The 26360-nt window shown below is 45.3% G+C and carries 24 protein-coding genes, 1 other RNA gene and 2 other annotated features (1 of these 27 cut by a window edge); of the genes, 20 read left to right on the top strand and 5 right to left on the bottom strand.

The features are described from left to right. The first annotated feature begins 8 nt into the window (after positions 1-8). On the top strand, positions 9-887 hold the full coding sequence (locus tag BN1691_RS01315) for a dimethyl sulfoxide reductase anchor subunit family protein (protein ID WP_048600439.1): 879 nt from the start codon (positions 9-11) through the stop codon (positions 885-887). Positions 888-1000: 113 nt separating this feature from the next. On the opposite strand, the gene BN1691_RS01310 is transcribed toward BN1691_RS01315, so the two are convergent. Next, a complete protein-coding gene (locus BN1691_RS01310) occupies positions 1001-2623 on the bottom strand; it encodes an N-acetylmuramoyl-L-alanine amidase family protein (protein WP_048600438.1) in 1623 nt (540 codons plus the stop codon). 117 nt (positions 2624-2740) lie between these two features. Here BN1691_RS01310 and BN1691_RS01305 point away from each other — a divergent pair, with 117 nt between their 5' ends. From BN1691_RS01305 to BN1691_RS01290, 5 genes are all read left to right on the top strand, one after another. Next, on the top strand, positions 2741-4273 hold the full coding sequence (locus BN1691_RS01305) for a coproporphyrinogen III oxidase (protein ID WP_048600437.1): 1533 nt from the start codon (positions 2741-2743) through the stop codon (positions 4271-4273). Between the two features lie 68 nt (positions 4274-4341). Continuing rightward, positions 4342-4583, top strand: a binding site (T-box leader). 55 nt (positions 4584-4638) lie between these two features. Continuing rightward, positions 4639-5928: a histidine--tRNA ligase gene (gene hisS, locus BN1691_RS01300; RefSeq protein ID WP_048600436.1), complete on the top strand. Its 1290-nt coding sequence runs from the start codon at positions 4639-4641 to the stop codon at positions 5926-5928. After that, a complete protein-coding gene (aspS, locus tag BN1691_RS01295) occupies positions 5928-7709 on the top strand; it encodes an aspartate--tRNA ligase (protein WP_048600435.1) in 1782 nt (593 codons plus the stop codon). The genes hisS and aspS overlap by 1 nt, the downstream gene beginning before the upstream one ends. 115 nt (positions 7710-7824) lie before the next feature. Further along, positions 7825-8002: non-coding RNA, 6S RNA (gene ssrS, locus BN1691_RS13990), on the top strand. A 112-nt stretch (positions 8003-8114) separates the two neighbouring features. Further along, a complete protein-coding gene (locus BN1691_RS01290) occupies positions 8115-8855 on the top strand; it encodes a tRNA threonylcarbamoyladenosine dehydratase (RefSeq protein WP_048600434.1) in 741 nt (246 codons plus the stop codon). A gap of 54 nt (positions 8856-8909) precedes the next feature. Here the strand turns inward: BN1691_RS01290 and BN1691_RS01285 are convergent, their stop codons facing one another. Both BN1691_RS01285 and BN1691_RS01280 read right to left on the bottom strand, forming a co-directional pair. Next, complete coding sequence (locus BN1691_RS01285; RefSeq protein ID WP_048600433.1) at positions 8910-9161, bottom strand: hypothetical protein; 252 nt, start codon at positions 9159-9161, stop codon at positions 8910-8912. Positions 9162-9186: 25 nt separating this feature from the next. Beyond that, positions 9187-9675: a hypothetical protein gene (locus BN1691_RS01280; RefSeq protein WP_147545545.1), complete on the bottom strand. Its 489-nt coding sequence runs from the start codon at positions 9673-9675 to the stop codon at positions 9187-9189. A 153-nt stretch (positions 9676-9828) separates the two neighbouring features. Here BN1691_RS01280 and BN1691_RS01275 point away from each other — a divergent pair, with 153 nt between their 5' ends. The 3 genes from BN1691_RS01275 to BN1691_RS01265 all read left to right on the top strand — a co-directional run bounded on the left by BN1691_RS01275 (position 9829) and on the right by BN1691_RS01265 (position 11704). Continuing rightward, the gene (locus tag BN1691_RS01275; protein WP_053083674.1) at positions 9829-10248 is read left to right on the top strand and encodes a DUF2332 family protein; all 420 of its coding nucleotides are present in this window, start codon (positions 9829-9831) and stop codon (positions 10246-10248) included. 114 nt (positions 10249-10362) lie between these two features. Then, positions 10363-11112, top strand: coding sequence for an enhanced serine sensitivity protein SseB C-terminal domain-containing protein (locus BN1691_RS01270; protein ID WP_048600431.1), 750 nt, complete (start codon positions 10363-10365; stop codon positions 11110-11112). A gap of 73 nt (positions 11113-11185) precedes the next feature. Continuing rightward, a complete protein-coding gene (locus tag BN1691_RS01265; RefSeq protein WP_048600430.1) occupies positions 11186-11704 on the top strand; it encodes an STM3941 family protein in 519 nt (172 codons plus the stop codon). A 36-nt stretch (positions 11705-11740) separates the two neighbouring features. On the opposite strand, the gene BN1691_RS01260 is transcribed toward BN1691_RS01265, so the two are convergent. Further along, positions 11741-12985, bottom strand: coding sequence for an MFS transporter (locus tag BN1691_RS01260; protein WP_048600429.1), 1245 nt, complete (start codon positions 12983-12985; stop codon positions 11741-11743). Between the two features lie 106 nt (positions 12986-13091). Between BN1691_RS01260 and BN1691_RS01255 the strand changes: the two genes are divergently transcribed. The 10 genes from BN1691_RS01255 to BN1691_RS01210 all read left to right on the top strand — a co-directional run bounded on the left by BN1691_RS01255 (position 13092) and on the right by BN1691_RS01210 (position 22869). Then, positions 13092-13643, top strand: a complete 552-nt coding sequence (locus tag BN1691_RS01255) for a winged helix-turn-helix domain-containing protein (RefSeq protein WP_048600428.1) — start codon at positions 13092-13094, stop codon at positions 13641-13643. Between the two features lie 305 nt (positions 13644-13948). Then, on the top strand, positions 13949-15556 hold the full coding sequence (locus BN1691_RS01250; RefSeq protein WP_048600427.1) for a Na+/H+ antiporter NhaC family protein: 1608 nt from the start codon (positions 13949-13951) through the stop codon (positions 15554-15556). Positions 15557-15781: 225 nt separating this feature from the next. Beyond that, positions 15782-17134 (top strand): AAA family ATPase, encoded by a 1353-nt coding sequence (locus tag BN1691_RS01245; RefSeq protein ID WP_048600426.1) that lies wholly within the window; start codon positions 15782-15784, stop codon positions 17132-17134. Beyond that, positions 17131-17550 carry a cysteine metabolism transcriptional regulator CymR gene (cymR, locus tag BN1691_RS01240; RefSeq protein WP_048600425.1) on the top strand — a complete coding sequence of 140 codons (420 nt, stop codon included), beginning with the start codon at positions 17131-17133 and terminating at the stop codon, positions 17548-17550. Before BN1691_RS01245 ends, cymR begins: the two co-directional genes overlap by 4 nt. 18 nt (positions 17551-17568) lie before the next feature. Further along, on the top strand, positions 17569-18711 hold the full coding sequence (locus BN1691_RS01235; protein WP_048600424.1) for a cysteine desulfurase family protein: 1143 nt from the start codon (positions 17569-17571) through the stop codon (positions 18709-18711). An 88-nt stretch (positions 18712-18799) separates the two neighbouring features. Then, positions 18800-19540, top strand: a complete 741-nt coding sequence (locus tag BN1691_RS01230) for a tetratricopeptide repeat protein (RefSeq protein ID WP_048600423.1) — start codon at positions 18800-18802, stop codon at positions 19538-19540. Positions 19541-19597: 57 nt separating this feature from the next. Next, complete coding sequence (gene recD2 / locus BN1691_RS01225) at positions 19598-21862, top strand: SF1B family DNA helicase RecD2 (RefSeq protein ID WP_048600422.1); 2265 nt, start codon at positions 19598-19600, stop codon at positions 21860-21862. Positions 21863-21925: 63 nt separating this feature from the next. Beyond that, a complete protein-coding gene (locus BN1691_RS01220) occupies positions 21926-22417 on the top strand; it encodes a PRC-barrel domain-containing protein (RefSeq protein WP_076850072.1) in 492 nt (163 codons plus the stop codon). 11 nt (positions 22418-22428) lie between these two features. Continuing rightward, the gene (locus tag BN1691_RS01215; protein WP_048600420.1) at positions 22429-22629 is read left to right on the top strand and encodes a hypothetical protein; all 201 of its coding nucleotides are present in this window, start codon (positions 22429-22431) and stop codon (positions 22627-22629) included. Positions 22630-22665: 36 nt separating this feature from the next. Then, a complete protein-coding gene (locus BN1691_RS01210) occupies positions 22666-22869 on the top strand; it encodes a hypothetical protein (protein WP_048600419.1) in 204 nt (67 codons plus the stop codon). A 108-nt stretch (positions 22870-22977) separates the two neighbouring features. Here the strand turns inward: BN1691_RS01210 and BN1691_RS01205 are convergent, their stop codons facing one another. After that, positions 22978-24834 (bottom strand): TIGR04190 family B12-binding domain/radical SAM domain protein, encoded by a 1857-nt coding sequence (locus tag BN1691_RS01205; protein WP_048600418.1) that lies wholly within the window; start codon positions 24832-24834, stop codon positions 22978-22980. Positions 24835-25085: 251 nt separating this feature from the next. Here BN1691_RS01205 and BN1691_RS01200 point away from each other — a divergent pair, with 251 nt between their 5' ends. Next, positions 25086-26156 carry an AI-2E family transporter gene (locus BN1691_RS01200; RefSeq protein ID WP_048600417.1) on the top strand — a complete coding sequence of 357 codons (1071 nt, stop codon included), beginning with the start codon at positions 25086-25088 and terminating at the stop codon, positions 26154-26156. A 47-nt stretch (positions 26157-26203) separates the two neighbouring features. Further along, positions 26204-26360 (top strand) — a binding site (T-box leader) (it continues 59 nt past the right edge of the window).

Here is a 26360-nt window from a genome sequence, read left to right as displayed (position 1 = left end):
GATTCATTATGCATGAATGGCCATTGTTAATCTTCACATTCCTATTACAAGCTGCCATTGGTGGAACACTGGCTCTCTTCTATCTTCAAGGGAAGATGGAGAAGGAGATGGAGCAAGGTCAAGTATATCTTGCTTTAAAGCCATCTGCCATCACACTGGTTACTCTTTCGATTGTGGGACTTATTGCCTCATTCTTTCATCTGGGAACTCCAACACATGCATTTAACTTGATTCGTCATTTGGGTTCCTCATGGATGAGTCGTGAAATTCTCTTTTCTGGGCTCTTTATCTTTTTATTACTTGTTACCTTATTCTTAGCTCTAAAGACGAAGGGCTTTTCCCGTCCTTTACTGTTAATCAGCGGTCTCGTAGGTTCCATTGCAGTTTGGACCATGGCTGCAAGCTACGCTGATACCATTCATTCAGCCTGGAATCATGCGTATACCTACATCGCTTTCTATGCTAACACCTTCACAATTGGAGCTTTATTGATTGGCTGCTTGCTCTTTGCACAGCAGAAGAAGGTGGCTGTAAATGACAAAATAAAAGGAGCATTGCACCGTCTATCCTTCTTCGCAGTCACAGTATTACTGATCCAAATCGTTGCAGCTCCTAGCTACTACGCTAGTCTTAGTGTGGGAGACGAAGCAGAAGTTGCTAGCATCATGCTGATGGCTACTTCCTATGCAGGCATGATACTTTTCCAGTGGGTTTTACTCTTCCTAGGGGGACTTGGAGTCATTCTTGTGCTCTGGAAGGCAGATAAACTTCAGGCAAGCCAATTGCAAAGTATTCTCTATCTTGCATTGGTAGTCTTAATCATTGGAGAGTTCGTTGCGCGCTATCTCTTCTATGCAACAGGTTTGCCTCTTGGCGTAGGATTCTAAAATTAACAGTAGCCAGCGCAATAGCGCAATAAAGATCAAAAACGGGTTCAATCTACTTGGATATGGTAGATTGAACCCGTTTTGATTGCTAATTTACTTTATTAAAACCTACTTTATTTATGAAAAGCAAAATATTTGATGAGACCTTGGAAAATCCCTTCAGCGGCCTGCTCAACATAGGTATCGGTATTGATGGTCCGTTCCTCCTCCTGATTGGTTAGAAAGCCTAACTCAATAAGAACAGCGAGCTGAGAGTTTTCACGGAGTACATAATAATTTCCATATCGCGCACCCATATTACGGAATTGCGTCTGATTAACCACTTCATTAACCATGGTACTAGCCAAGAAGCGCGCATTTATGTCCTTCGTATGGTAGTAGACCATTGTTCCGCGGATGCTTGGGTCTTTGATGGTATTGTGATGAATACTGACGAAAGCATGGGCTTGATAATGGTGGGCTACATCTACACGTCCCTGAAGGGGAATGTAAGTGTCATCCTGGCGGGTCATGATCACAGTGGCACCAGCTGCTTTCAATTTTTCCACCACGACCTTAGATATTTTTAAATTGATGGTTTTCTCTAAGGTCCCATAGTAAGGACCCTTTGCTCCCTGATCTTTCCCACCATGTCCGGGATCAATCACAATCACTTTATCCTGGAGGATTTTTTGCTGTGTCGCTATATCCACAGGTGGTAAACCAGTAATCCCTACTACCCATCCAGCTACATAAGCGGTGGTTCCGTCGGTTAATTGTAGCTTAAACCAATCATTCTCTTGGGTAATGATCGGATACTTATCGCCAACTTGACCATGGGTAAGCACCTCATAATCTAGCCCAGGTCCGGAGCGGAGATTGGTTCCATCGGTTAAGATGGTGACCATCGGTTGATTCTGGATAGGGAGGTTTGCAGATTCTACGAGCCAGCTAGCCACCCAGCCAGATTGCTCGGGCTCCTCTAATTGAATCTGGAACCAGTCCTTTTCTTGTGATAAGACAGAGAGAACAGAGGACATCTTAACCTGTTTCACAATCTCACTATCCAAACGAGGTGCACTCCGAACATTTAAGACATCAACGGCTACAAGCACCTGGGTGGGATAGGTATTAGCTGGCTGCTCTGGTTGCGTTCCGTCGCTGCCCTGAGCGGGAGTAGTAGGAGCAGGTGGGGTTGTTGGTGATGATGGCGAATCATTCATCTCGGCATATTGTCCTGCGATCCAACCGTTTCTCTCAGTCTGTGTACTGGTCAACCATGATATGTAATACCAACCCTCGGAAACCTTTAGGATCCGGACTGCTTGTCCCTCTTTTAGTTTATCGATGATAGGAGCAGATATGGAAGGTTGTTCTCGGACATTTAAGATATCGGCATGGATAATCGCTTCATTTCCAGTATGATTTAGGCGATTGGCTTCGCCTTCTCGCTTCTCAATCAACCAGCCAGCTATCCAGCCTGTTTCTGTCTCAGAATACTGAATTTGTACCCATTTCCCTTGCTCCTGGAGAATGGGAAAGGCCTCTTCTGGCTGAATTAAGCCGAGGGAGGAGAAGCTAGTACTAGGACCTGAGCGAACATGAAGGTTCTCTACAGTAGGCACTGCCAAAATCGTGACAGGAGCATCGCTTTTCTCCGTATTGGTGTTGGCAAAGACCTCAATGGGTACAAGTAGGGGCAGAGCGAGTAATAGGGTAAATAGGAATAAAATGATGGAATTTTTGTGAATATTCACTGCTATTCTTCCTCTCCGTATCACCATTTAAAAATCACCATTACATACAGGGATCATCGCATTGACTTTCCAAATCTCCTTCGCTATCCTGTGATCAAATAGATAGGAGGAACGTCGATGCGAATCGTTGTGGTGCAAAACGGTTTTGATTTTCATCAGGAATTGGAGCGCATTATTCCCCTCTTCTTTGAAGAGGTAGATGTCCAATTTACACAAGTTGAATCGCAGGTTGCAGAGCTTCCCTCACAACCTTTTACAATAGTTTTGACGCTTCATGAAGAGGATGAGTTGCGGGCAACAGGCAAATTATTCACAGATAGGATCAAAGAGGCATATGTGGCAGAGCATCGGCGTACAGCGGTAATTGATGACGAAGGACAGCGACGCAAGGTGGCCAAACAGGTGGTCTCAGCGGTATTACTCCAGCTCTTAGAGGATTGGACGGGCTTAAAGCAGCCTTGGGGAATCCTAACAGGTATTCGCCCAACGAAGCTGATGCACCGCTTCTTGCAGCAAGGTAAGGGTCAGGAAGAGATTGAGCAGTTCATGACTGAGGAGCTACTGGTGCAGCCAACGAAGATCGCCCTTCTCTACGAGATCGCCCAGCGACAGCTTCAAGTTCTACCAGACTTATATGATCTGAAGACCCAAGGGGTAAGTCTCTATATCGGGATCCCATTCTGTCCCACTAAGTGTGCCTACTGTACCTTCCCTGCCTATGCCATAGGTACGAAGCAGGGGCAAGTGGAGGAATTTCTCCAGCTGCTTCATGAGGAGATTAAGGCAATTGGTCAATGGCTACAACGGACCAAGCTAAGGGTCACCACGATCTATTTTGGTGGTGGTACGCCAACCTCCATCACTGCTCAGCAATTGGATGAGATTTTTCAAGGAATGGCTCAGGCATTTCCCCACTTTTCAGAGGTGCGCGAGCTCACTGTGGAGGCAGGACGTCCGGATACGATTACGCCTGAGAAGATTGATGTATTGAAAAAATGGAAGGTGGATCGAATCAGTATTAATCCCCAATCCTTCCATGAGGAAACCTTACAGGCAATCGGACGTCATCATACCGTGGCAGAGACCATTGAAAAATATAAAATGGCAGAGGCCATGGGTATGAATAATATCAATATGGATTTAATCCTCGGCTTACCTGGGGAAGGTGTTAAGCATGTGAGTCATTCCTTGGATGAGGTAGGAAAGCTACTCCCTCAGTCGCTCACCATTCATACCCTCTCGTTTAAGCGTGCTTCCACTATGACCAAGCGGCGCGAGGCCTATCACGTTAGCGATCGTCAGGAGATCACCCAGATGATGGAGCTGGCAGTCCATTGGACGAAGGCACATAATTATCAGCCCTATTATCTTTATCGGCAGAAAAATATCTTAGGGAATCTCGAAAATGTAGGTTATGCTCTACCTGGTTTTGAGAGTCTCTACAATATTATTATCATGGAGGAGCTTCAGACCATCATCGGGCTGGGCTGCGGGGCAGTGAGTAAGCTGGTGGCACCCGATGGCTCCATTCAGCGTGTACCCAATCCAAAGGAGCCCAGGGCCTATGTGGAGCAATTCTCTCATATGCTAGAGCGCAAGCTGAATGCCCTTGCTGCTATGTATGAAAAAGATGAAGCCCTCCCAAAATAAAGGGAAAGCCCACTTGACAATCAATTATGCAAGTAGTAAGATTGATTTCAAATTTCAAAATTATATGCTTAGATCTGATGAAGGGAAGAAGTAGGTAAGGTAGGGCTTGCAGAGAAAAGATGCCTATGGCTGGAAGCATCTTTAGTACCACTTTATCGAATGACATCCTTGAGGACTACTGGTGAAAGGAACTACCGCTTAGTAACCAGAAGCGTTAACCGACGTTATCGGCTTAAAGGGAAGGAAGGGGATACCCCTCTTACTTCCGAAGAAGGGTGGCACCACGAGAATTCTCGCTCTCGTCCCTAGCAAGGAGATACCTTGCTGGAGACGGGAGTTTTTTATTGATAAAAGGAGGGATTGGCTTGAATTCTTTTCGTGTTCCCAAAGGGACCCAGGATATTCTACCTGGTGAAGTGGAACGGTGGCAGTACCTAGAAGAGAAGGCACGCGATTTATGCCGCCGTTTTGGCTATCAAGAGATCCGTACCCCTATTTTTGAACAGACTGAGTTATTTGCTCGCGGGGTAGGAGAGACCACGGATATTGTCACTAAGGAGATGTACACCTTCGAAGATAAGGGTGGGCGCAGCATGACCCTCCGTCCAGAAGGAACAGCTGGTGTGGCTCGTAGCTTTGTCCAACATAAGATGCACGGCTATGCTGACCAACCGCAGAAGCTCTTCTATATCGGACCCATGTTCCGCTATGAACAGCCCCAAGCAGGGCGCTGGCGTCAGCTCCATCAATTTGGCGTGGAAGCCATCGGCAGTGATGATCCTGCTATTGATGCAGAGGTGATCAGCATTGCATATCACTTTTACCGTGAGATTGGTCTAGATGGACTCTCTGTAGACCTGAATAGTATTGGCTGTCCAGTCTGTCGTCCTCAGTTTCGCCAGCAACTGATTGAGCATTTTCGACCGGTGATCGGGGAGTTTTGTAAGGACTGTCAGGAGCGGCTGGAGCGCAATCCCCTGCGGATTATGGACTGTAAGGTGGATGCTGGTCATCCTGCGATGGCGACAGCACCTTCCATACTTGATCATCTCTGCGAGGAATGTGACGAGCATTTCTCTAAGGTTCAACAATATCTCAAGGAGTTAGGGATTCCATTTACCCTTAATCCTCGTTTAGTTCGCGGTCTCGATTACTACACGAGAACGGCATTTGAAATCATTGAAAGCCGGATCGGCGCTGTGAGCACACTATGCGGTGGCGGACGTTACAATGGCTTGATTGAGCAATTGGGTGGACCTGCTGAAGCGCCTGGGATAGGCTTTGCAGTAGGTCTTGAACGGGCAATATTGGCATTAGATGTGCAAAAGGTGCAGTTACCCATGACACCACGCTTTGATCTCTATGTGGTGACCCTTGATGATGCTTCCCATGTGGAGGGTGCTCGACTCCTACAGCAATTGCGCATGGCTGGTTATGCTGCAGACATGGATTACATGGGACGTAAGATGAAAGGGCAGATCAAAGCAGCGGATCGTCTAGAGATTCCCTTTGTCCTCCTATTAGGTGAAGACGAATTAGCTAAAAATGTGGTCGTTTTCAAGGAAATGGCTACAGGGGAGCAACAGGAGGTCGCTCTCTCCCAACTTGAAACTGTCTTAGCTGAGAAATTGAAAAAAAATAGAGAGGATGAATGATGATGGAACCATTCCGTTCACATCACTGTGGTGAGCTTCGTCGCTCCTACGATGGTAGCGCAGTCAAATTGGTAGGTTGGGTACAGAAACGTCGTGACTTAGGGGGATTGATCTTCCTCGATCTTCGTGATCGCAGCGGGATTGTACAGGTGATGTTCGACCCAGCCCAACATCCTGAAGCCAAAGAGGTCGCAGAGTCACTCCGTTCTGAATATGTGGTGCAAATTGAAGGTAAAGTGGTTACTCGTTCTCAAGAGAATGTAAATCCCAATATGGCTACGGGAGAGATTGAAGTATTGGCATCAGCTGTTACAGTTTTGAATGCAGCCAAAACTCCACCCTTCCCCATTAGCGATCAATGTGATGCCGATGAGAGCAAGCGCTTAACCTATCGCTATCTCGATCTACGTCGGTCTGAGCTACAGAAGACGATTATGCTTCGCCATAAAGTGAATAAGATGATTCGCGATTTTCTTGATGAGCATGGCTTCTTGGAGATTGAAACACCGATGCTTACTCGTAGTACACCTGAAGGGGCACGGGACTATCTTGTACCAAGCCGTGTTCATCCTGGTGAGTTCTTTGCCCTTCCTCAGTCTCCTCAGCTCTTTAAGCAGCTTTTAATGGTAGCTGGCTTTGAGCGCTATTATCAAATTGTACGTTGCTTCCGTGATGAGGATTTACGTGCGGACCGTCAGCCAGAATTTACTCAGCTGGATATTGAAACCTCCTTCGTCACCACGGAAGAGCTTCATGACATGATGGAAGAGTTAATGGTACGGATCATGAAGGAAGTGCATGAAATCGAGATACCCCGTCCCTTCCAACGGATGGAGTGGCGTGATGCCATGGAATTGTACGGATCAGATAAGCCAGACCTTCGTTTTGGAATGCAGTTTATCCCTTGTGCAGAGCTCTTTGCAAACTGTGGATTCAAGGTATTTGCGGAAGCCATTGCCAATGGCGGCGATGTGAAGGCTCTCAATGCAAAGGGAGCGGCAGAGCGTTATTCCCGTAAAGAGATCACCCGTCTCGAGGATGAAGTGAAACGGCATGGCGCTAAAGGCTTGGCTTGGCTCAAGTTAGAAGAGGATGGCTGGAAGGGACCGATTGCGAAGTTCTTCAATGAAGATGAACTGAGCCAGCTCCAGTCCCTTGCAGCTGCAGAGGTCGGTGATGTTCTCTTCTTCATCGCAGATGGGAAGAAGAAGGTGGTCCTCGATTCATTAGGAGCATTACGTCTCATCCTCGGTCGCGAGCTCCAATTGATTGATGAAGATCAATTTAAATTTGTTTGGATCGTCAACTTCCCACTTCTCAGCTATGATGAGGAGGAAGGACGTTACGTGGCTGAGCATCATCCCTTCACCAGCCCGTTATTGGAAGACCTACCCTTATTGGATACAGATCCAGGTGCCGTTCGTGCAGCGGCCTATGACCTAGTGCTCAATGGCTATGAATTAGGTGGGGGTAGTCGACGGATCTATCAACGTGAGTTACAAATGAAGATGTTCAATGCCTTAGGCTTTACGCCTGAAGAGGCTCGTGCTAAGTTTGGTTTCTTATTAGATGCATTCGAATATGGCACACCGCCCCATGGTGGAATCGCTTTTGGGATGGACCGCTTGATCATGCTACTGGCAAAACGGAATAGTATTCGTGATGTCATCGCATTCCCGAAAACAGCCCGAGCTCAAGACTTAATGATGGCAGCACCAAGCACTGTGGATGATAAACAATTAAAAGAGCTACACTTAAAGGTTGAGCTGGAAAGTAAATAAGGAAAATATTTCTTTTTACTTACAAATTATGAAAAACGGTTACAATCCAGTGACATCCTTGATCTATACTTGCAGTAAGCTTTAGCGCTATGCTAAACTATATTCAGAAGAGAAAACAGCCCTGAGATGTTAGTGTAAAACCTTATTGTTTAGAGCCAACACTGAGTAATACGGGAGCTTATGTTCAGCCATCGCTCAGAAGCCACGATTTGGTGGACCTGATAAGTGGATGACAGGGCACCCACCTGCGAGAGCAGGTTCTAAACTTAGGCCCACGGCATGTCGGGGCTGTTTTTTTTGTCAAAAATCAGATATGGTGATATCAGGAAAGTTGTTCATAGATGCTAATATCAAGAATATGATTGAGATCTGATTTGGGTCGTAGGAAAGGAATGGAAGTGGAAGATGGCACATGCTTTTTCAAGGACTGAATTACTCTTCGGCACCGAAGGTTTAGAGCGCTTACATCATGCCCGTGTTGCAGTCATCGGGATCGGTGGCGTAGGCTCCTTCGCCGCAGAAGCTTTAGCACGGACAGGGATCGGTCACCTGCTTCTCATGGATGGTGACAAGGTGGATATCACCAATCTGAATCGGCAGATCCATGCAACCCATGCCACCATTGGGGAGTGGAAGGTAGAAGCCATGAAGGAACGGATCCATACCTATGCCCCTAACTGTGAAGTGGAGACCTGGAATTGTCGCTATACTGAGGAGACTGCAGAACAACTCCTTGCCCAACCCCTCGATTATATCGTGGACGCTTTCGACACCATGACATTCAAAATTCATCTGATCAAAGCGTGTGTGGAACGAAGCATTCCCATCATCTCTAGTATGGGGGCTGCCAATAAAATCGATCCTACCATGCTTCAAGTGGCAGATATCTCTAAAACCTCGGTAGATCCCATCGCCCGTGTCATCCGTCGTGAGCTACGTAAGGTGGGGATTACCAAGGGAGTGGAGGTGGTCTTCTCCACGGAGACCCCCATGGAGCCCCATGAATCAGTCCGTGCTCAGTTGGTAGATGAGGGTGAAGTAGAGACGCGAAAGCAACAATTTCCACCAGCTAGCAATGCCTTCGTACCATCCACCGCAGGGCTTACTATGGCCAGTGTGGTAGTACGACGCTTGTTGAACATTTAATATTACGAAGAGAAAGAAGAAGGAACATGACAAGTAGATGCCATGTTCCTTCTTCTATTCCATAGATGTTTGGCTTAAAAAGACGTTGCCATGAACATCAATTACCAATAACCCATAGGTACCAAGTTGAATATCTTGAATCGTATTCTCAAAATCTTTGATCGTCTCAGATTGTGGCTGATTAACCCAATACCGCTTCAGTCGATTACCATCCGCATAAATCACTTGATGATCTTTATACAGAACTAATGGTTCTGGCAAGTCAAATTGATGAATCACTTCATGATTCTCTCTAGCATGAATCATCACATGAAGATCCCTAGCGTGAAAATTAATGCTTGTTTGCACTTCTATCCATAACCAGACCGATATTTTCAAGTTCCTCTACATTTTTTCTCTCCCAAGCTTGTTGACCTTCATTCCCAATGGCATGCAAAACTTCACGGGGATTGATCAATACATAGAGTTCCCCTTCATGTTCAAAGAAACCTGTTAGATGTAAATGCTCGATTTCTGTATCAAGATTTTCGAAAGTGAAAACTTGTTGTTTTCTATTTTGTTCGGTCGTATTCATGGTTAATTGTCCCTCCGAATTGTAACCAAGAAAATAAAATGTATCATTCCATACCAGTTGATCGAGAAATTCACTTAAGTTATCAGGGGATTCAAACTCGATGTTGACGGGATATCTTTTTTGAGTCTCAAAATGATAGGCAGATTTTTCTCCCTGATCATCTTCAAGCAGAATAAAAGCATCATATACTTTCTTAAGCTGTTCGTTAGGTAGGTTGAGTTGAATCCAAGCATCCTCACGTTCCATACATCCAGGTAATAACAAAAAATGGATTATAATCATACCTAGTAATGAAAACCTCACGGTCATTATCCCCTCTTTTTAAATCTACACAATTTACCATATTATGATATGATTGTATTGATAATAGAATAGAAACACAAGTAGACTAGTCTATTTATGAAAGTATCAGGATTACAATTCATCTACTCATTTTGTATCAGGGGAAGAGGGGGAGTCATTCTGAAGGAGCGAGTAGCGGAGCAATTTCGTAGATTCGCAGTAAATGAGTGTCATGGGTCGAGTGATTTATATGAAGTCCTAGTTCAGCAGATTGCCGAGGATGAAGAGCTCTTACAACTTGCTAGCTATTCCCAGCCCGGACAACCAACTCCCAATCTATTCTTTGCAGCTGTGCATTTTTTGTTATTAAATGGCACTGAGGATGAGCTGTCATTCTATTATGAAAGCATCGTGGAGAAACCGAAGCCTGTGGAGCAGGCTTATCAGCCTTTTCGTCATTTTTGTCTCCAGCATCGTGAGGAGATAATCAATATTCTCCAAACCCGTTTGGTCCAAACCAATGAAGTACGACGCTGATCTTCACCTCGATTCCTACATCGATGGCAAGGCCTCTAGTGAGAGAGTTGCACAGACTGATGGGCATGGACGATGGTTTCAGTGGAAGTTATAACTTAACCATGGAGGTGCAGGATGGATCACATAGAATCGTTATTAAGAAGGGCTGCACAAGACCCGTTGGTGAGACTACAGTTCTATGAAGAATTGCTTGATGCAAAGATCTTCATTATTTCGGATCATTCAGCCTTGGAGATCGAAGATGGAGTAGTTCAACAGGGGACGAAGGTAAGTATTGCTAGATGGTCTAAAGAAGATGGCACCCCCATCATTCCTTTTTTCTCAAGTTTGGAGAATTTACAGAAAGCGATCAAACGAGAGACGCCATATATTCAGTTCGTATGCAAGGATTTTTTTCAGATCATTCGTGGGCAAGCCGCAGTGTTAAATCCATCATCAGAGATCTACAAGGAATTTGCAATAGAAGAGATTGAATCCCTCCTAGATGGTACTCTACTTCAGCCTACTCAAGTTATTCAAGCTGAACGTGGTACCAAGGTGATGATAGGAGAGCCCGCAGTCTACCCTGAAGCATTGGTTCAGATGTTGAAGAAGCATTTTAAATCAGACAATCGTGTGAAGAAGGCGTATCTCGTACAATACTATAATCCAGCAGAGGATGGGGAGCCTCATTCATTAATGATGTTGGAGTGTGACAAAGAGTATCAGGAAGTGATTGGTAAGGCATATCTTGTCGCACAAGCGTCTTTGCAAGATGGTGAATTTATCGACTTCTTGGAGTATCAGGCAAACAATCAACTTTGCCAACAAATTGCTAAGGATTATCAGCCTTTTTATAGGAAGAAATTTCTCGGGATCTTTTGAATATAAATAGGAAAGTCAATTTTGAGTGCGTGGTCTTAGCATAGATCACCTTATCATAAGAGGAGTGATTCAGGTGCAACAATCCGAATTGGTCATCTACCCTAGCAATCGAAAAATGCTAGGACTAGGCTTAGTAAGCCTTATATTTTGCGCCTTAGGAGCCTTCTTTCTCTGGGGAATAGAGGAGGAAGGATCATCTCAATTATATTTCAATGTGATCGGGATTGTGGTACTCGTTTTCTTTGGCCTTTGTTTCATTTATCTGCTCAGTCGCTTGTTCGTGAAAAAACCAGCCATCATCATTCGTGAGGATGGTTTGTTTGAAAATGCTAGTTATGTAGGTGCAGGGTTAATCCCATGGGAAGAGATTCGTGAGGTCTATATCTATGAGTATATGGGACAGAAAATGTTAGGGATTGAAACGAAGGATCCTGATTTTGCCTTGAAAAAGACAAAGCTTAATGGCTTTAAGAAGCTCTTGATGAAAGCGAACAAAGGCTTAGTGAAAGCGCAAATCAGTATCCCACAGACAACCATCTCTGTCCCACTGGAAGAGTTAGAAGAATCTATTAAGCGCTATATACAAGCGTAAAACATCTTATCAACAATGCATAAACTACCACAATACTCAACGCACTTCGAATGATTGCTCGAGGGAGAGTTGCTGCATTGGTGGTAGTTTTCTTAATACAGGATGAAGTAACCAATAGAGTGCAACGAAGAGGTAGCCTATGCTACCACTCAAAAAAACAATTCCGCTTCCTACTTGGCTTGCCATCATTCCTCCCACTAGTGCACCGATGGGAGCAGAAATACTAGCTAAGCTCGCGATAAAGGAGAAGACTCTGCCAATGATCTGAGGATTGAGTATTCCTTGTAGTGTAGATGCAAATAGCACATTGCTTGCTCCCACAATGATCTGCGCACATCCAAAGAGCAGGACAGATACCATAGAGCTTTGCATCATACTAGCTAGGAGCCAGAGTATGCCAGCGATGAAGAAACCAACTATGGTAATTTGACTCAACTTAAATCGGCTCAGCCCTGGTCCTAGTAATGAACCTATGAGAATGCCTGCTGATAAAGAAGCTAAATAGTAGCCATAATAGACTTCACCACCCCGTTGTAATGCATAACTAGGTAATGCTGCTAGGACTGCTCCAAGTAAAAAATTAGCCACAATACTTGCCACTAAGAAAATAGGAATAAAGGAGTTCTTGATAAATCGATATCCTTCCTGCAAATCTTTGAAATAGCTCTGTGTCCCGATTTTGCATGAAGCTGTGGACTTGCTCACGAATTGTATTTTAATTTGGGCGAAGAGGAAGGCAGCGATTAAAAAGGTTATGGCATCAATGAGATAGAGTTGAATCGAACCAATCTTCGAGATGAGGATGCCAGCTAAGCCGGTAAAAACAAGATCCGTACCTTGTGCAGCGATGGCCATGTAAGAATTGCCTTGAGGAAGTTGCTCCTTTGTAATGAGTTGTGGCAATAAGACGGATTGAGCAGGATAGACAAACTGATTGATAAGCGAAGCGAAAGGCATAATCCATAAAACGAGCCAAGCATTGAGGAGTCCCAGATAATAAGCGATAGGAATCAGTAAAATGAGCAAAAATTCACCGATCTGTGTATAGATCATGATCTTCTTCACATTCCACCGATCAACAATAGGTCCTGTGAGGAACTGAAGGGCTGTTGGAAGCATGGTTAGGAATCCAGCAATCCCTGAGTATAGTGGGTCATCTGTCAATTCAAAAACAAGCCACATGGCTGCGATGGTATAAAGACTATCTCCAATATTCGTTGTGAAACGGCCGATCAAGAGTAGAAGGAAATTACGTTCACGTAATAATTTCAGCAGAATCAACCTCCTAGGAAAAATACTTTTTATCATTAAAAATAATTTTAACGATAAAAAGTATTTTGTCAAGGTGGTTTATTTGCTATGATGAATGGAGTAAGGGGGTACGGAGATGGATAATGATAAGGTTGCTAAAGCGTTACTTGATGAGAAGAAGCAGATGATCCTTCGCTCCATTGAGCACGAAGAAAAGTCGATTAAACAGATCGCTGACGAAGTCAATTTACCCTCCTCAAGGCTGTATTATCATATGAATCAGCTTGAGGAGTTGGGTTTAGTGGAGCTAGTAAGGACAGAGTATAAAGGGAATATGAAAGAAAACTATTATCAATCTACATTACCAGCTACGCGAAGCTTTACCTTTGACGGTCAACTTGCCAAAGAAAATGCATCGCTATTGTTCATGCAGATCTATGATTATTTCAATCAAGGAATCCAAGCTCTTGAACAGGAGCTGGTGAAGGATCCTGTGCCAACAGCTGAGGATGCGGATGTAGAGGTCAGCATGATGAAGGGGATTCAGCTGACGAAGGAAGAGTGGAAGCAGCTTAATCAGCAAATCAGAGAGCTCGTTCAAAAGTTCCAATCTGCATCCTCTTCTCATGAACCAAAGAATACAAAGAATTCATATCAATATTTCCTAATGACTTACCCTAAGGAGTAATTGGAAGATATTTTGAATTGTACTTGCAAAAACAGCCTATCCAAATAATCAGAAAAATCAAAATATAAATTGAACTAGACGAGTCGATCTGTTAGAATCAAACTAAAGTATTCTCAGTTCATATGAAATGGTGAGTACTTCTCGTAACGAAGCACGTAAAGACTTTCCAATCGACATAATATGAATCGAAATGGTGGGCAGCAGGGTTGATAGTTGCTCATTGCCCATTTGACCTATTTTTGTAACCGCTTACAATAAGAATAATCTAGTGAGAGTGCTTCAATCTAAAGAAGGAGGTCAAAAAAATGGAGGAATCTGCATTATCCTTGATTCCGCCGGTGTTAGCGCTTGTGATGGTGATTTTAACGCGCAAGGTTTTACTCTCGCTAGGAGCCGGTATTGTTGTAGGGGCATTTATGCTTAGCTATGCAGGATTGCCAGGGGATGAGAGCTTCATCGCTGGCATCTTCACTAGTCTGATTACTAGCGTTGTGATGATCTTCGGAATTCTCAAAGGTATCTTCATCGAAGAAGGTGGAATCAATCAGTGGAATGTCTATAATCTATCCTTCCTCTTAATGCTTGGGGTCATCACTTCATTGGTAGCCCTATCTGGTGGTAGTCGCGCTTTTGGCGAATGGGCCATGAAGCGGGTGAAAACACGAGTTGGAGCCCAATTAACGACCGCAGTTCTTGGTCTTATCATTTTTATTGATGATTACTTCAATAGCTTAATCGTAGGGAATGTGAGCAGACCCATCACTGATCGACAGCGGGTATCGCGGGCAAAACTGGCTTATATCGTCGATTCCACATCTGCTCCTGTCTGTGTCATTGCTCCCATCTCCAGTTGGGGCGCCTATATTATCTCCATCATCGGTGGTATTTTTCTCACGCTACAGATTGCCGATCTCAGCCCATTGAGTGCGTTTCTCCAAACCATCCCCATGAACTTTTATGCCATCATTACCATCCTCTTCGTCTTTGCTACAGCGATTTTCAATCTGAATTTAGGAAAAATGAAAGAGCATGAGGATCGAGCATTCTACCACAACCAACTGGTGGATCCAAGCAAGGGTGCTGCTCCTGGGCAAAGTGAGATTGCCCATAGTCATCAAGGACGCGTCCTTGATCTAGTTCTTCCCATCTTCGTGCTTGTAGCAACCACCGTGGCGTTCATGTTTATTACGGGGCTACAAGCTGTGGAAGGCGAAGTCACCATCTTTACCATCTTTGAAAATACAGATGTGGCTGCTTCCTTATTCTATGGGGGACTTCTCGGTATGCTGGTCACATTTGCCCTCTTCATCAAAAAGGATGTCCCATTTCCGCAATTTCGCAAGGGGATTTGGAATGGGATTAAATCCATGCTTCCAGCCATCTATATTTTGATCTTTGCCTGGACCATTATTGAGATTATTGGTGAGATTGGGACAGGAAGGTATCTCGCAGGACTGGTGGATGCCCATATCAATCTTGCCTTCTTACCATTTCTACTCTTTATCATCGCCAGTTTTATGTCCTTGGCAACCGGCACCTCCTGGGGTACTTTTGGGGTGATGCTAGGCATTGCAGCAGATATCGCGGTTACAGTTGATCCTACTCTTCTCTTGCCCAGCCTCGCCAGTGTTCTCGCTGGCTCTGTCTTCGGGGACCATTGCTCTCCCATCTCAGATACCACCATTCTTTCCTCTACAGGGGCAGGTAGCCACCATATTGATCACGTGATAACCCAATTACCCTATGCTATAACTGTGGGGTTGATTTCAGCTGTCGGTTATTTGGTGCTAGGCTTCACTGGTAGTACCATCATCGGATTGTTGGCAACACTGCTTCTCTTTGTCGTTGTGACCTATCTGCTCAAGCTCAGGAATGACCGAATGGCCTCGACACCTGCATCGAATGAGATGTAGAAACAGTGACTAGAATATGTAATCGACAGGTAATCGCCATAAGATCGAACGAATCTATACATTTTCTTTCGAATAATTTTCGCTTCATATTCACTGAAAAAATGGGCGTTCTTGAAACGCTCATTTTTTCATGGCTTTCAATGGAAAACCAACCTTTACACTGGGAATACACTTTCCTATAATGAGTAGAGATTAGGACGGAACAAAAACGGAGGAGGAGGCTATATGGATCTTTTTTCAGCCTATGAAGAGCAACAACAGGATGAAGGTAAACGAGGTCCCCTGGCAGCTCGGATGCGCCCCCATTCCTTGGACGAGGTGGTAGGGCAGAGCCATCTATTAGGGCCAGGCAAGCTGTTGCGCCGTGCTATCGAAGCTGATCAGCTCTCTTCCCTCATTTTCTATGGCCCTCCGGGGACAGGAAAGACCACATTGGCTCAGGTGATCGCCGCACAAACCAAGAGTCACTTTGCCAAATTGAATGCTGTCACATCAGGTGTGGCGGATCTGCGCAAGCTAATGGAAGAGGCCAAGAATCGCTTAGCCATGGATCAGCGCCGAACCATCCTCTTCATCGATGAAATTCATCGGTTTAATAAAGCACAGCAGGATGCTTTACTACCCTATGTAGAGGATGGGACGATTATCTTAATCGGTGCAACCACAGAGAATCCCTTCTTTGAAGTGAATCAAGCGCTGCTCTCTCGGTCGCAAATTTTTCAACTTCATCTCTTGAATGAGCAGGAGCTTCGCCAGATTGGCGAACGCGCCTTGCAGGATTCGGCAGCTGGATTTGGTGATCTCCATATCCAAGTAGATGAAGAGGCATTTCACCACCTAGTAGAGTACGCAGGTGGTGATGCTCGTAGACTACTCAATGCTTTAGAGCTAGCTGTGACCACAACACCCATGGCTGCTGATGGTACCATCCATGTCACCTTAGCTGTGGCAGAAGAATCGATTCAACGTCGTGCTGTCCGCTATGATAAAGGTGGCGATCAGCATTATGATATTATTTCAGCCTTTATTAAATCTATCCGTGGCTCTGATCCTGATGCCGCTCTCTATTGGCTGGCTGTGATGCTAGAGGCAGGGGAGGATCCGAAGTTTATTGCACGCCGTCTGGTGATCAGTGCCAGTGAGGATATTGGAAATGCGGACCCCCGGGGGATTCAAGTGGCGGTAGCATGCTTACAAGCCCTGCAATTCGTAGGGATGCCAGAGGGACGGATTATTTTAGGACAGGCCACCACTTTTTTGGCTTCTGCACCGAAGAGTAATGCCTCCTATAATGGGATCAATGCTGCTCTCGCCTATATTCGCCAACATGGACAAGGCAATGTGCCGCAGCATTTACGTGATGCAAGCTATAAAGGAGCGAAACGGTTGGGACATGGGAAAGGCTACTTATACCCCCATGATTATCCCTTTGGCTTCGTAGGACAGCAGTATTTACCTGACGAAGTGAAGACCAGTTTCTATCAGCCAAAAGAGATTGGCTATGAACGAAAACTAAAAGCCTTCCTTGATTCCCTCCACGGGATCACCGAGGAAGGAGAGAGAGGGGAAGAGGAATGAAGATTACCACACGGGGGCGCTATGGTCTCACGGTGATGATGGAACTGGCTCGCCATGAGGAGAACCAGCCTCTGCCCTTGAAGGAGATCGCTCAGCGTAATCAGCTCTCTGAACACTATCTAGAGCAGCTCATCCCTCCTTTACGCCATGCTAGCTTGATCAAGAGTGTACGAGGAGCTTATGGTGGGTATCGGTTAAGTCGCTCGCCACAGGAGATTACCGTAGGTGAAATCTTACGCGCCTTGGAAGGACCCTTAAGCCCGGTGGATTTTGAGACCGAAGAGGATCCAGCGAAACGACGCCTCTGGTTACGACTGCGAGATAGTATTGCTCAGGTCCTCAATGGTACTACCTTGGCTGAGATGATTGAAGAGGAAACGGAAGAAGAGCCCGATGGCTATATGTTTTATATTTAATTGGAGAAGGTGACGTTGATGGCAATGGTAATCGATTTAGACCATGCTGCGACCACCCCTGTTCGTCCAGAGGTGGTGGAGGCGATGCTTCCTTATTATCAACAATATTATGGCAATCCTTCCAGTCTTCATCAGATTGGACGTCAGGCCCGGAGTATGATGGATCGCGCTCGTGATCTGGTAGCAACCAGTCTTCATGCCCATCCTTCGGAAATTATCTTTACCAGTGGTGGAACGGAGGCAGATAATCTTGCCATCGTCGGAACAGCTATGGCGTTACGGGAGCAAGGTCGCCACATCATTACAACACAGATTGAACATCCTGCTGTGCTGGAAGCAGCTCATTTTCTTGAGGAATGGGGCTTTGAGGTTACCTTCCTTCCTGTAGATCAGTATGGTCGTGTGACCATTGCTGATTTGAAAGCAGCGTTGCGTCCAGATACCACCTTGATTAGTGTGATGTTTGGTAACAATGAGGTGGGGACATTACAACCAATTCAAGCTATTGGTGAATTGGCAGCGGAGCAGGGAGTAGCCTTTCATGTGGATGCGGTCCAAGGCTATCCCTATTATCCTATCGATGTAGAGGAATTGCATGCGGATCTCCTCACAATCTCCTCCCATAAGATCAATGGACCCAAGGGAGCGGGAGCACTCTATGTTCGGCGAACCCACCCACTTTATGCGCGTCAGCTGGGAGGTAAGCAGGAGCGGGAACGACGGGCAGGGACTGAGAATGTTGGAGCTATTGCAGGCTTTGCCAAGGCAGTGGAGTTATTGCTGACAGAACGAGAAGAACGGTTTCAGAAGGTGATACAGCTTCGAAAGGTATTTTTGGAGGGCTTATTGAAGATCAAGCCAGTACCTCTTCTGAATGGGCATGAAGAGGAGACCCTCCCTCATATTATCAATGTCAGCTTTCCCGGTATTCAGAATGAGATGATGTTGATGAATTTAGATTTGGCAGGAGTTGCGGCATCTGCTGGATCTGCTTGCTCTGCAGGTTCCATTGAAGTCTCCCATGTCCTCCAAGCCATGGGGCTAGATCAGCAACGGATGGAGAATGCCATCCGCTTTAGTCTTGGCTATGAGCTTCAAGTAGAGGAACTGCAGCAAGCGCTCTTAGAAATAACGAAAATTGTTCAACGTCTACAAGCCTAACTCATCCGATGAGAGAGGCAAACAGGATGTTTCGATAAAGATTAGAAAATAATTGTTCTCAATGATGAGTAGAAAGGGGTTTTATCATTTGACGAAGCATGAAGATGATCAACAGACAATACGAAAGAAAGCTGAGGATCTACATCACCAAGCCCTTGAGCTGTTGGAACAGGAGAAGCCACAAGAAGCGGCTGATCTACTACAACAAGCGGTTGCTGTTGATCCGTCTTATCCCAACCCCTTCATTAATTTAGGTGATATTCTCTCCTTACAGGGAGGATATGAGCAGGCTTCCCTTCTTTATGAGCAAGCCCTTGAGCTAGATCCAACCTTAGCAACGGCTTACTATGGTCTAGCCAATGCTCAGTATGGTTTAGGACTCTACCCGATTGCTATTCAGTCCTATGAGAACGCGATTCAACAGGGACTAGAAAGTGGCGATGCTCATTTTATGATCGGGAAGATCTATTATGAGCAAGGGTCAACGCAGGAAGCGCTCTCCTACATGGATGAAGCGTATGGCCATAATCCCTATGATATTGAAGCCCTTTTCTACAAGGGGCTCATTCATGCAAAGCTCGGACAAATTGAGTATGGGTTAGCTTGTTTTTCCCGGGTCATCGAGTTGGAGCCCACCCATGTGGATGCCCATTACAATTTGGGGATCGCCTTTGTTTACCTTGATCGATTAGATCTTGCGAAGACGGCATTAACCCAGGCCCTAGAGCTTGATTCAGATCATCAGCTTTCTGCTCAAGCCCTTCAACTGATCCACCAATATGAAGAAGGAGCCCACGATGAAGCCGAGGATTACGAGCATCTCCATTAATTTGGAATGATGTAAGGATCGGGAAGAAGCGCAATGCAAGGAGGGAGGAGGAGGACGATGGAAGGGTTGAAGCGAGAAGAAGTGGAGTATGTCCGAGGTCAGATGATCCAGGCTGTTTTCCATAATGTTGAGAATCTTTATAGCGTCATCCGTTTCCAAGTGGAAGAAGCCTCCTCTCCATCGGAGAAGAACATTGTGGTTGCTGGCTATTTTCCGTTGCCTCATGAAGAAGAGTGGCTGATCTTTTATGGGGACTGGCAGAATCACCCGAAGTATGGGCGCCAATTTATACCTCAGTATTTTGAACGTGTGAAACCGAGCAGTCGTGAAGGGGTAATTAAGTATCTCTCTAGTGATCTCTTTCCTGGCATCGGCGTAAGGACTGCCGAGAAGCTAGTGGATCATTTTGGTGATCATTGCCTTGAAATCATTAGTCAGGAACCAGAACGGTTAGCAGAGGTTTCTGGGATATCCATGGATAAGATCAATACGCTGCAAAAGGGGATCGCAGAGAACCATATGATTGAGCAGCTCATGGTCTTCCTGTATCCCTTCGGCATTGGTCCGCAGCTTGTGAATCGGATTTATCAAGCCTACAGTGAGGAAGCACTCCAGATCTGTAAGCATAATCCCTTTCAATTGATTGAGGATGTGGAGGGGATTGGGTTTCAACGAGCGGATCGAATTGCTCAGGCTCTTGGTATGGCACCAGATGCACCAGAACGACAACGAGCAGCCATTCTCTATGTGCTCCAGGAAGAGTGTCAGAGGAACGGTCATGTATTCTTGCTTGATGTTGAACTCTTAGAGAAGGCATTGGAGTTGATCCAGCCTGAGCAAGAGGCAGTAGCCATTACGCAGATTACTCAGATGCTCGGAGGTTTGGTTGCAGATGATAAATTGATCATGGATGAGGAACGGGTGTATTTACCCTCTCTCTACTTTTCTGAGCGGGGAGTGGCCCAAGCTCTATCTCGTATTAGCTCACAGGAAGCAACCCAGACATTTACCCTCGATGAGTTGTACAAATCCATCGGGCGCGTTGAGGAACAACATGGTATCACCTATTCGGAGAAGCAGCGCGAAGCCATTGAACTGGCAATGAAAGCTTCTATCCTGATCCTAACTGGGGGACCCGGAACAGGGAAAACCACAGTGATACGGGGAATTTGTGAGGTGTTTAGTGACCTGTATGGTCATTCATTGGATCCTGAGGATTATCGTGATCCTGATGGTGATCCCTATCCCGTTCGCCTCATTGCACCCACTGGACGTGCAGCCAAGCGCATGGCAGAGTCCACGGGCTTGCCAGCGATGACGATCCATCGTATGCTGGGCTGGAATGGGGAGGGCGTGCAATATGATGAAGAGAATCCTGTCTCTGGGAAGCTCTTTATTATTGATGAGTCCTCCATGGTGGATACCTATCTTGCTTTCCAACTCTTACGAGCGCTCCCTGATCAGGTGAAGGTGATCCTCGTTGGTGATGTGCACCAGCTTCCCTCGGTGGGACCAGGTCGTGTGCTACAGGATATAATCCAGAGTGAATTAATCCCTGTGATCACCTTAGATACCATCTATCGTCAGGCCGAAGGATCCTCAATTATTCAGCTAGCCCATGCCATACGGGAAGGTCACTGTCCTGAGGACATTTTAGAAAAGCAGAATGATCGCGCCTTCTTAGCTTGCTCATCAACTCAGCTTTTAGACGTGGTAAAACAGGTATGTCAAAATGCTTTATCCAAGGGCTTTGAAGCCAAGGAGCTCCAAGTATTGGCTCCCATGTATCGTGGTGTTTTGGGAATTGATAATTTGAATCAGGAGCTCCAAGCTCTTTTTAATCCACCTTCTGAGGAGAAGCGTGAAATCAATTGGCATGACACTGTTTTTCGGACAGGCGATAAGGTCTTACAATTGGTGAATGACCCTAATGCTGGTGTCTATAACGGGGATATGGGTGAAGTGGTGGCGATTCTCCAACCAGGAGAACAAGATGCTGATGCAGAGACCTTAGTGGTGGATTTCGATGGGATCGAAGTGCGTTATGAGAAGAAGGATGCGAACCAATTAACCCTCTCCTATTGCTGCTCCATCCATAAGGCCCAGGGTAGTGAGTTCTCCATGGTTATTATCCCTCTAAGTCGTCAATATTATCGCATGCTACGACGCAATCTAATCTATACAGCAGTTACTCGTGGCAAGTCCTACTTAATTCTCTGCGGTGAGTTGGCTGCGTTTCAGCACGGGATCCAGCGAACTGACGAGGGGAAACGTTACACCTATCTATGTGAGCGTCTACAAAATATCTCAATAGAGGGATAATTCAACGCTCATTCTTTTTTTAATCCCAACTCATACTAACATATACGGAGAGCGGCCCTCGTGATGCAAAAGGCGGAGCATGTATTGGGTCTACCTGTTTTTGCCATCGATACGGGGAAATGTGTAGGGGAAGTACGTGACCTTCTTTTCAATGAGCACTGGAGATTAGAGGGTATTCTCTTGGAGGAGAAAGGCTTTTTTAAAAAAGGTGAGATGGTTCCCAGTCAGCAGATTGTTGCCATTGGTGAAGATTGCATATCCATCGCTTCTGAGGAAGTGATTCAGCCTTTCCCTGACTTTTCGTATATTACCATGCTTCGTGGCGATCAAACCCTGAAGGGGAAGATGGTTTATACGGTGAATGGGAAGGAATTGGGACAGATTCAGGACGTATATTTTCAACCTGAATTGGGCATGATTCTAGGGTATGAACTATCCGATGGATTTATGGCAGATGTGATGGAAGGACGACAAGTGTTAAGGCATCCTGCACAACTAGCTTGGGGTAAGGATGCCTTAATCGTTCCTCACGATGCCGAATCGGTGGAACCCTAGGAGGAAGGCTTATGATCACATGTCCTAATTGTGGCAGCATCGATACAGGTAGGGTGGGAACCAACCAATATTACTGTTGGCATTGTTTTGTAGAATTTGAGCAGACTGGTACGACTGCCAAACATATTTATCAGGTAGAGGAAGATGGAAGTCTAAGCTCACTGGATGATCTCTTTCTGTCAGATCGGGTTTCAGATGGTGATCTCATGTAAAACTCTTCCTTACCATTTTGAAAGGGGCGGTTCCATATGCGTATCGTTTTAGCATCCGTCATTGCCATGCTTGCTTTTTTTAGTGTATCCCGAATGAATACAGGGCGTGCTCGCCGTCGGATAAATCGTACGGTGACACGTGGCATACGCCGTATGGCACGCATTGAAATAGGGGATCTTCTCCCAACCCGGCAGATGGCCCGAACAGGACGTCGTATGATCCGTCAATTTGCCCGCTAAGTCATGAATGCAGCTCTCCGTGCTGAGTAATAGTAAAAGAGGTGACCTCATTGAGGTCACCTCTTTTACTATGATAAAACGTGATATTGGAATGCTTTAGGAGCATGTTTATTTCTCACCCTGTTTAATGGCAGCCACTTTACGCTCACCCTTTGCCCGTTGCATTGGCACTTGCAAGGGATGACGGTCATAGATCCCAAAGAGGCGGCGTACACCGTGACCAACCGACTCAACCCAAAGTTTACTTAGAAGCTTGAAGAGGGAGAAACCAACGGCAAATTTTCTCGTGATATCCCATTTCAATTCATCTTCACCACAGATGGTGGCTTTGTTTAATTCAGCTACCTCTTCTTTTAATGCATCCAGCTGCTTCTTCCGTTCTGCTTCATCCTCAATCAACATGATGGCATCGATCTTGGCAATGGTTTCTCGAGCTGCCTGTATACGATATTTAATATCTTCATACAGCGTTTGGTCGATGAGATTATATTCATACTTCAATTCATTGAGACGATAAGCGGTCTCATAGGTTGCTTCCACAATCTCATCTCGCGTCATGCTGTCGGTCTCATAGCTAAGAATATGCTTCCAGCTTGGCTGACAGATGGCCTTGCGATGATCCTCTAGGGTATGGCAGAACTTCTTATAACCATAGATTTCTGGCTTTTCATAGGCAAGGCTACCAGGATCCAGGAAGGGAGCCAATGGTGAGATGAAGAGGGCAAGACGTGGGTCACCATTAAAGCGTTCCAAGAGATGACGGCAATAATCGATGCTTTCCAGAGCATTCTCATAGGTTTGCTTAGGAATCCCAGTCATGAAGAAGATATCGATCTTACGACAGTTATATTTAAGTGCTGCTTCTAACGTTTCTTCAAACTTCTCATTGGTACATTTAAACTTCCCATTTAACATCCGTATTTTTTCATCGTGACTTTCAATGGTCACTTCGAGACTAAACTTGGGAACACTCTCCGCAATCATCTTAAAGTACTCCTCATCAGCTGGATAGAAGAGCTCAATAACCAATTCATTACGGATATTTTCCTTCTTAAGGAGGTCAAAGAAGCGTCTTGCATACTCCATACCTGCTTGCCGGATATCGTGGAGAATAAAGATGGGCGCTGACCCAAAGGTTTGAATCAGGCGAATATCCTCAATGAGGGTTTCCGGTGAACGGAAAGCAGGTTTCCGTCGATTACATACACGCTCATAGGCGAATTTGGATCCACCACATACGGAGCAGTTTTGTGTACAGCCACGGGCTGTGAGCAAGGCAGTGGTGGGATAATTCAACCACTTCACATAAGGCACCACATTTTTTAAGCTCCCATATTTAAAGACCGAACCGATGACATAGCGATAGCTAGGCACAGCAGTGTAGTCCAAGTTATCTGGTACATACGAAAGCTCATTCACCACCGGGGTGCCATCGGGCTTCTTCCATGTTAAGTTCGGAATTTCACGGAAGGAACCGCCAGTACGTAAGGCGCTCATTAGTTGACGGATAGGCTCCTCCGTAGAATCACCACGTACGACGAAATCGCAGTAGTCGTGGCTGATCAATTCCTCATGGAAATAGGATGAAGAAAGACCACCAAACATCACAGGAATTTCCGGATGATATTTTTTGCAGATTTTTGCAAGCTCCACAGCACCATGGGCATGGGGGAGCCAGTGTAGGTCAATCCCGAAGAGGCGAGGCTTTAGACGAGCGATCTCTTCTTCTGGATCATAGTTGGCATCCTGTAACATCTTGTATGCGATGTTGATAATTTGCACATTATAGCCATTGCGTTCCAATGTATCAGCGATACTGGTTTGACCTACGGGATACATTTCGAATACAGCAGATGAAGGGACCACATCACTGATCGGCCCAAACATAACCGATTCTTTACGGAAGTCATAAACACTAGGGGCATGCATCAAAATCAAATCTTTCTTTAAAAAGCGACTAAGCATGATTATCTTCCTTTCTACACACGATGCATGTACATGATGAATCAGGTTTGCCCACTATATGGAGCAAAAAAGTAATGAAGTCCAAAATCCATAAAAACCGTTTTATTAATAAGAACAATCCCTACTCAACTCTAAAGGGAATTCACAAAAAAATAAATAATAAACAGCAGGAATTCGAAAACTATCCATATTTAGATGAAAGTTTGGACACAAAATATCCTCATATACACAGTGAAAAAGGGGTTTATTAGATGAAAGAAACTGGATTAATCAAGTGGATTACCATCCTCATCCTTGTATTATTGGTGTTTATCAATACCTACCTCTTATTTCAGGTGGCCCCTTTTCTACGTGGCTTTTGGAATGTAATTGAAGTGATCTTATTCCCTTTGTTTACAGGAATTATCCTTGCCTACCTACTTCATCCACTCGTCATGTTTGTTCAAAAAAGGGGTTTGCCACGATTTGTTTCTATTTTAGCCATCTATCTCTTATTTGCTGGTGGAATTGCCTGGATTGTAATCCAGGGTGCTCCTTTGATGATCAAACAAATGAAGGAGTTCGCCGATTTTGTTCCCCATTATGTGACGACCTATGAGGGGTGGATCGACCAGTTACGAGCGAAGCAATCTTTACTCCCTGAAGGTATCCAACTGGAGATGAATAAGGGAATTACTTCATTGGAGAAACGGATCTCGGAAGGGATGGGTTCCATTATGAAGCGAGTTCAGACTCTCCTTGATACGATTTTTATTTGGCTGATTATCCCGTTTGTGGTTTTTTATCTTTTAAAGGATTATGAACAGATCCAGACCATCATCCTTCGTTTTTTACCCCGTTCTTTACGTAAGCGGATGATCAGGATGGGGCGTGATATGGATGAAGCCCTAGGAAATTATATTCGTGGACAGCTAACAGTTTGCGCCATTGTGGGAGGGCTTGCTTATTTAGGCTATTGGCTGATCGGGATGCCTTATGCCCTCTTACTTGCTGCCATTGTGGGTATTACCAATATCATCCCTTATTTTGGACCGTTTATCGGAGCTGCACCAGCCTTTATGATCGCTCTGACCATCTCACCGCGGATGGCACTTTATGTGGTCATCGTCAATACGGTGATTCAGGTGCTTGAAGGGAATATTCTCTCCCCAACCATCGTGGGTCGCACCTTGCAGATTCACCCCCTGTTCATTATTTTTGCCTTATTGGTCGGTGGTGAAGTGGGTGGATTATTGGGAATGATCCTAGCAGTCCCCCTCTTTGCCATTTTCAAGGTGCTGATTCAACATATCGCATGGTATTATCGGCATGAAACCAATTGACAAGTGTTTTGAAGATGTGTATACTTCAAAAAAGATAACTATATGGATCAAATGCGATGATGGAACGAGTAGATTACCCCCTTTTCTTCAGAGAAGAGACCCATTGGCTGCAAGGTTTCTGTCAAGGTGTAATCGAAGGCTACTCCAGAGTGTAGGTAAACCTACCGGTCGTACACCGTTATCGTACATCAAGGTGACAGTCTT

The organism is Rubeoparvulum massiliense (assembly GCF_001049895.1).
GTDB lineage: Bacteria > Bacillota > Bacilli > Rubeoparvulales > Rubeoparvulaceae > Rubeoparvulum > Rubeoparvulum massiliense.
Note: the sequence above shows the minus strand (reverse complement) of the source record. Positions and strands in the feature narration are given on the sequence as shown.

Bases quoted from the DNA above. Each gene is read 5' to 3' on its own strand.
- BN1691_RS01315 (WP_048600439.1), top strand. From the start codon at position 9: ATGCATGAATGGCCATTGTTAATCTTCACATTCCTATTACAAGCTGCC.
- BN1691_RS01305 (WP_048600437.1), top strand. From the start codon at position 2,741: ATGCGAATCGTTGTGGTGCAAAACGGTTTTGATTTTCATCAGGAATTG.
- aspS (WP_048600435.1), top strand. From the start codon at position 5,928: ATGATGGAACCATTCCGTTCACATCACTGTGGTGAGCTTCGTCGCTCC.
- BN1691_RS01290 (WP_048600434.1), top strand. From the start codon at position 8,115: ATGGCACATGCTTTTTCAAGGACTGAATTACTCTTCGGCACCGAAGGT.
- BN1691_RS01285 (WP_048600433.1), bottom strand. From the start codon at position 9,161: ATGATTCATGCTAGAGAGAATCATGAAGTGATTCATCAATTTGACTTG.
- BN1691_RS01280 (WP_147545545.1), bottom strand. From the start codon at position 9,675: ATGGAACGTGAGGATGCTTGGATTCAACTCAACCTACCTAACGAACAG.
- BN1691_RS01275 (WP_053083674.1), top strand. From the start codon at position 9,829: ATGAAAGTATCAGGATTACAATTCATCTACTCATTTTGTATCAGGGGA.
- BN1691_RS01270 (WP_048600431.1), top strand. From the start codon at position 10,363: ATGGATCACATAGAATCGTTATTAAGAAGGGCTGCACAAGACCCGTTG.
- BN1691_RS01255 (WP_048600428.1), top strand. From the start codon at position 13,092: ATGGATAATGATAAGGTTGCTAAAGCGTTACTTGATGAGAAGAAGCAG.
- BN1691_RS01250 (WP_048600427.1), top strand. From the start codon at position 13,949: ATGGAGGAATCTGCATTATCCTTGATTCCGCCGGTGTTAGCGCTTGTG.
- BN1691_RS01245 (WP_048600426.1), top strand. From the start codon at position 15,782: ATGGATCTTTTTTCAGCCTATGAAGAGCAACAACAGGATGAAGGTAAA.
- cymR (WP_048600425.1), top strand. From the start codon at position 17,131: ATGAAGATTACCACACGGGGGCGCTATGGTCTCACGGTGATGATGGAA.
- BN1691_RS01235 (WP_048600424.1), top strand. From the start codon at position 17,569: ATGGCAATGGTAATCGATTTAGACCATGCTGCGACCACCCCTGTTCGT.
- recD2 (WP_048600422.1), top strand. From the start codon at position 19,598: ATGGAAGGGTTGAAGCGAGAAGAAGTGGAGTATGTCCGAGGTCAGATG.
- BN1691_RS01220 (WP_076850072.1), top strand. From the start codon at position 21,926: ATGCAAAAGGCGGAGCATGTATTGGGTCTACCTGTTTTTGCCATCGAT.
- BN1691_RS01215 (WP_048600420.1), top strand. From the start codon at position 22,429: ATGATCACATGTCCTAATTGTGGCAGCATCGATACAGGTAGGGTGGGA.
- BN1691_RS01210 (WP_048600419.1), top strand. From the start codon at position 22,666: ATGCGTATCGTTTTAGCATCCGTCATTGCCATGCTTGCTTTTTTTAGT.
- BN1691_RS01205 (WP_048600418.1), bottom strand. From the start codon at position 24,834: ATGCTTAGTCGCTTTTTAAAGAAAGATTTGATTTTGATGCATGCCCCT.
- BN1691_RS01200 (WP_048600417.1), top strand. From the start codon at position 25,086: ATGAAAGAAACTGGATTAATCAAGTGGATTACCATCCTCATCCTTGTA.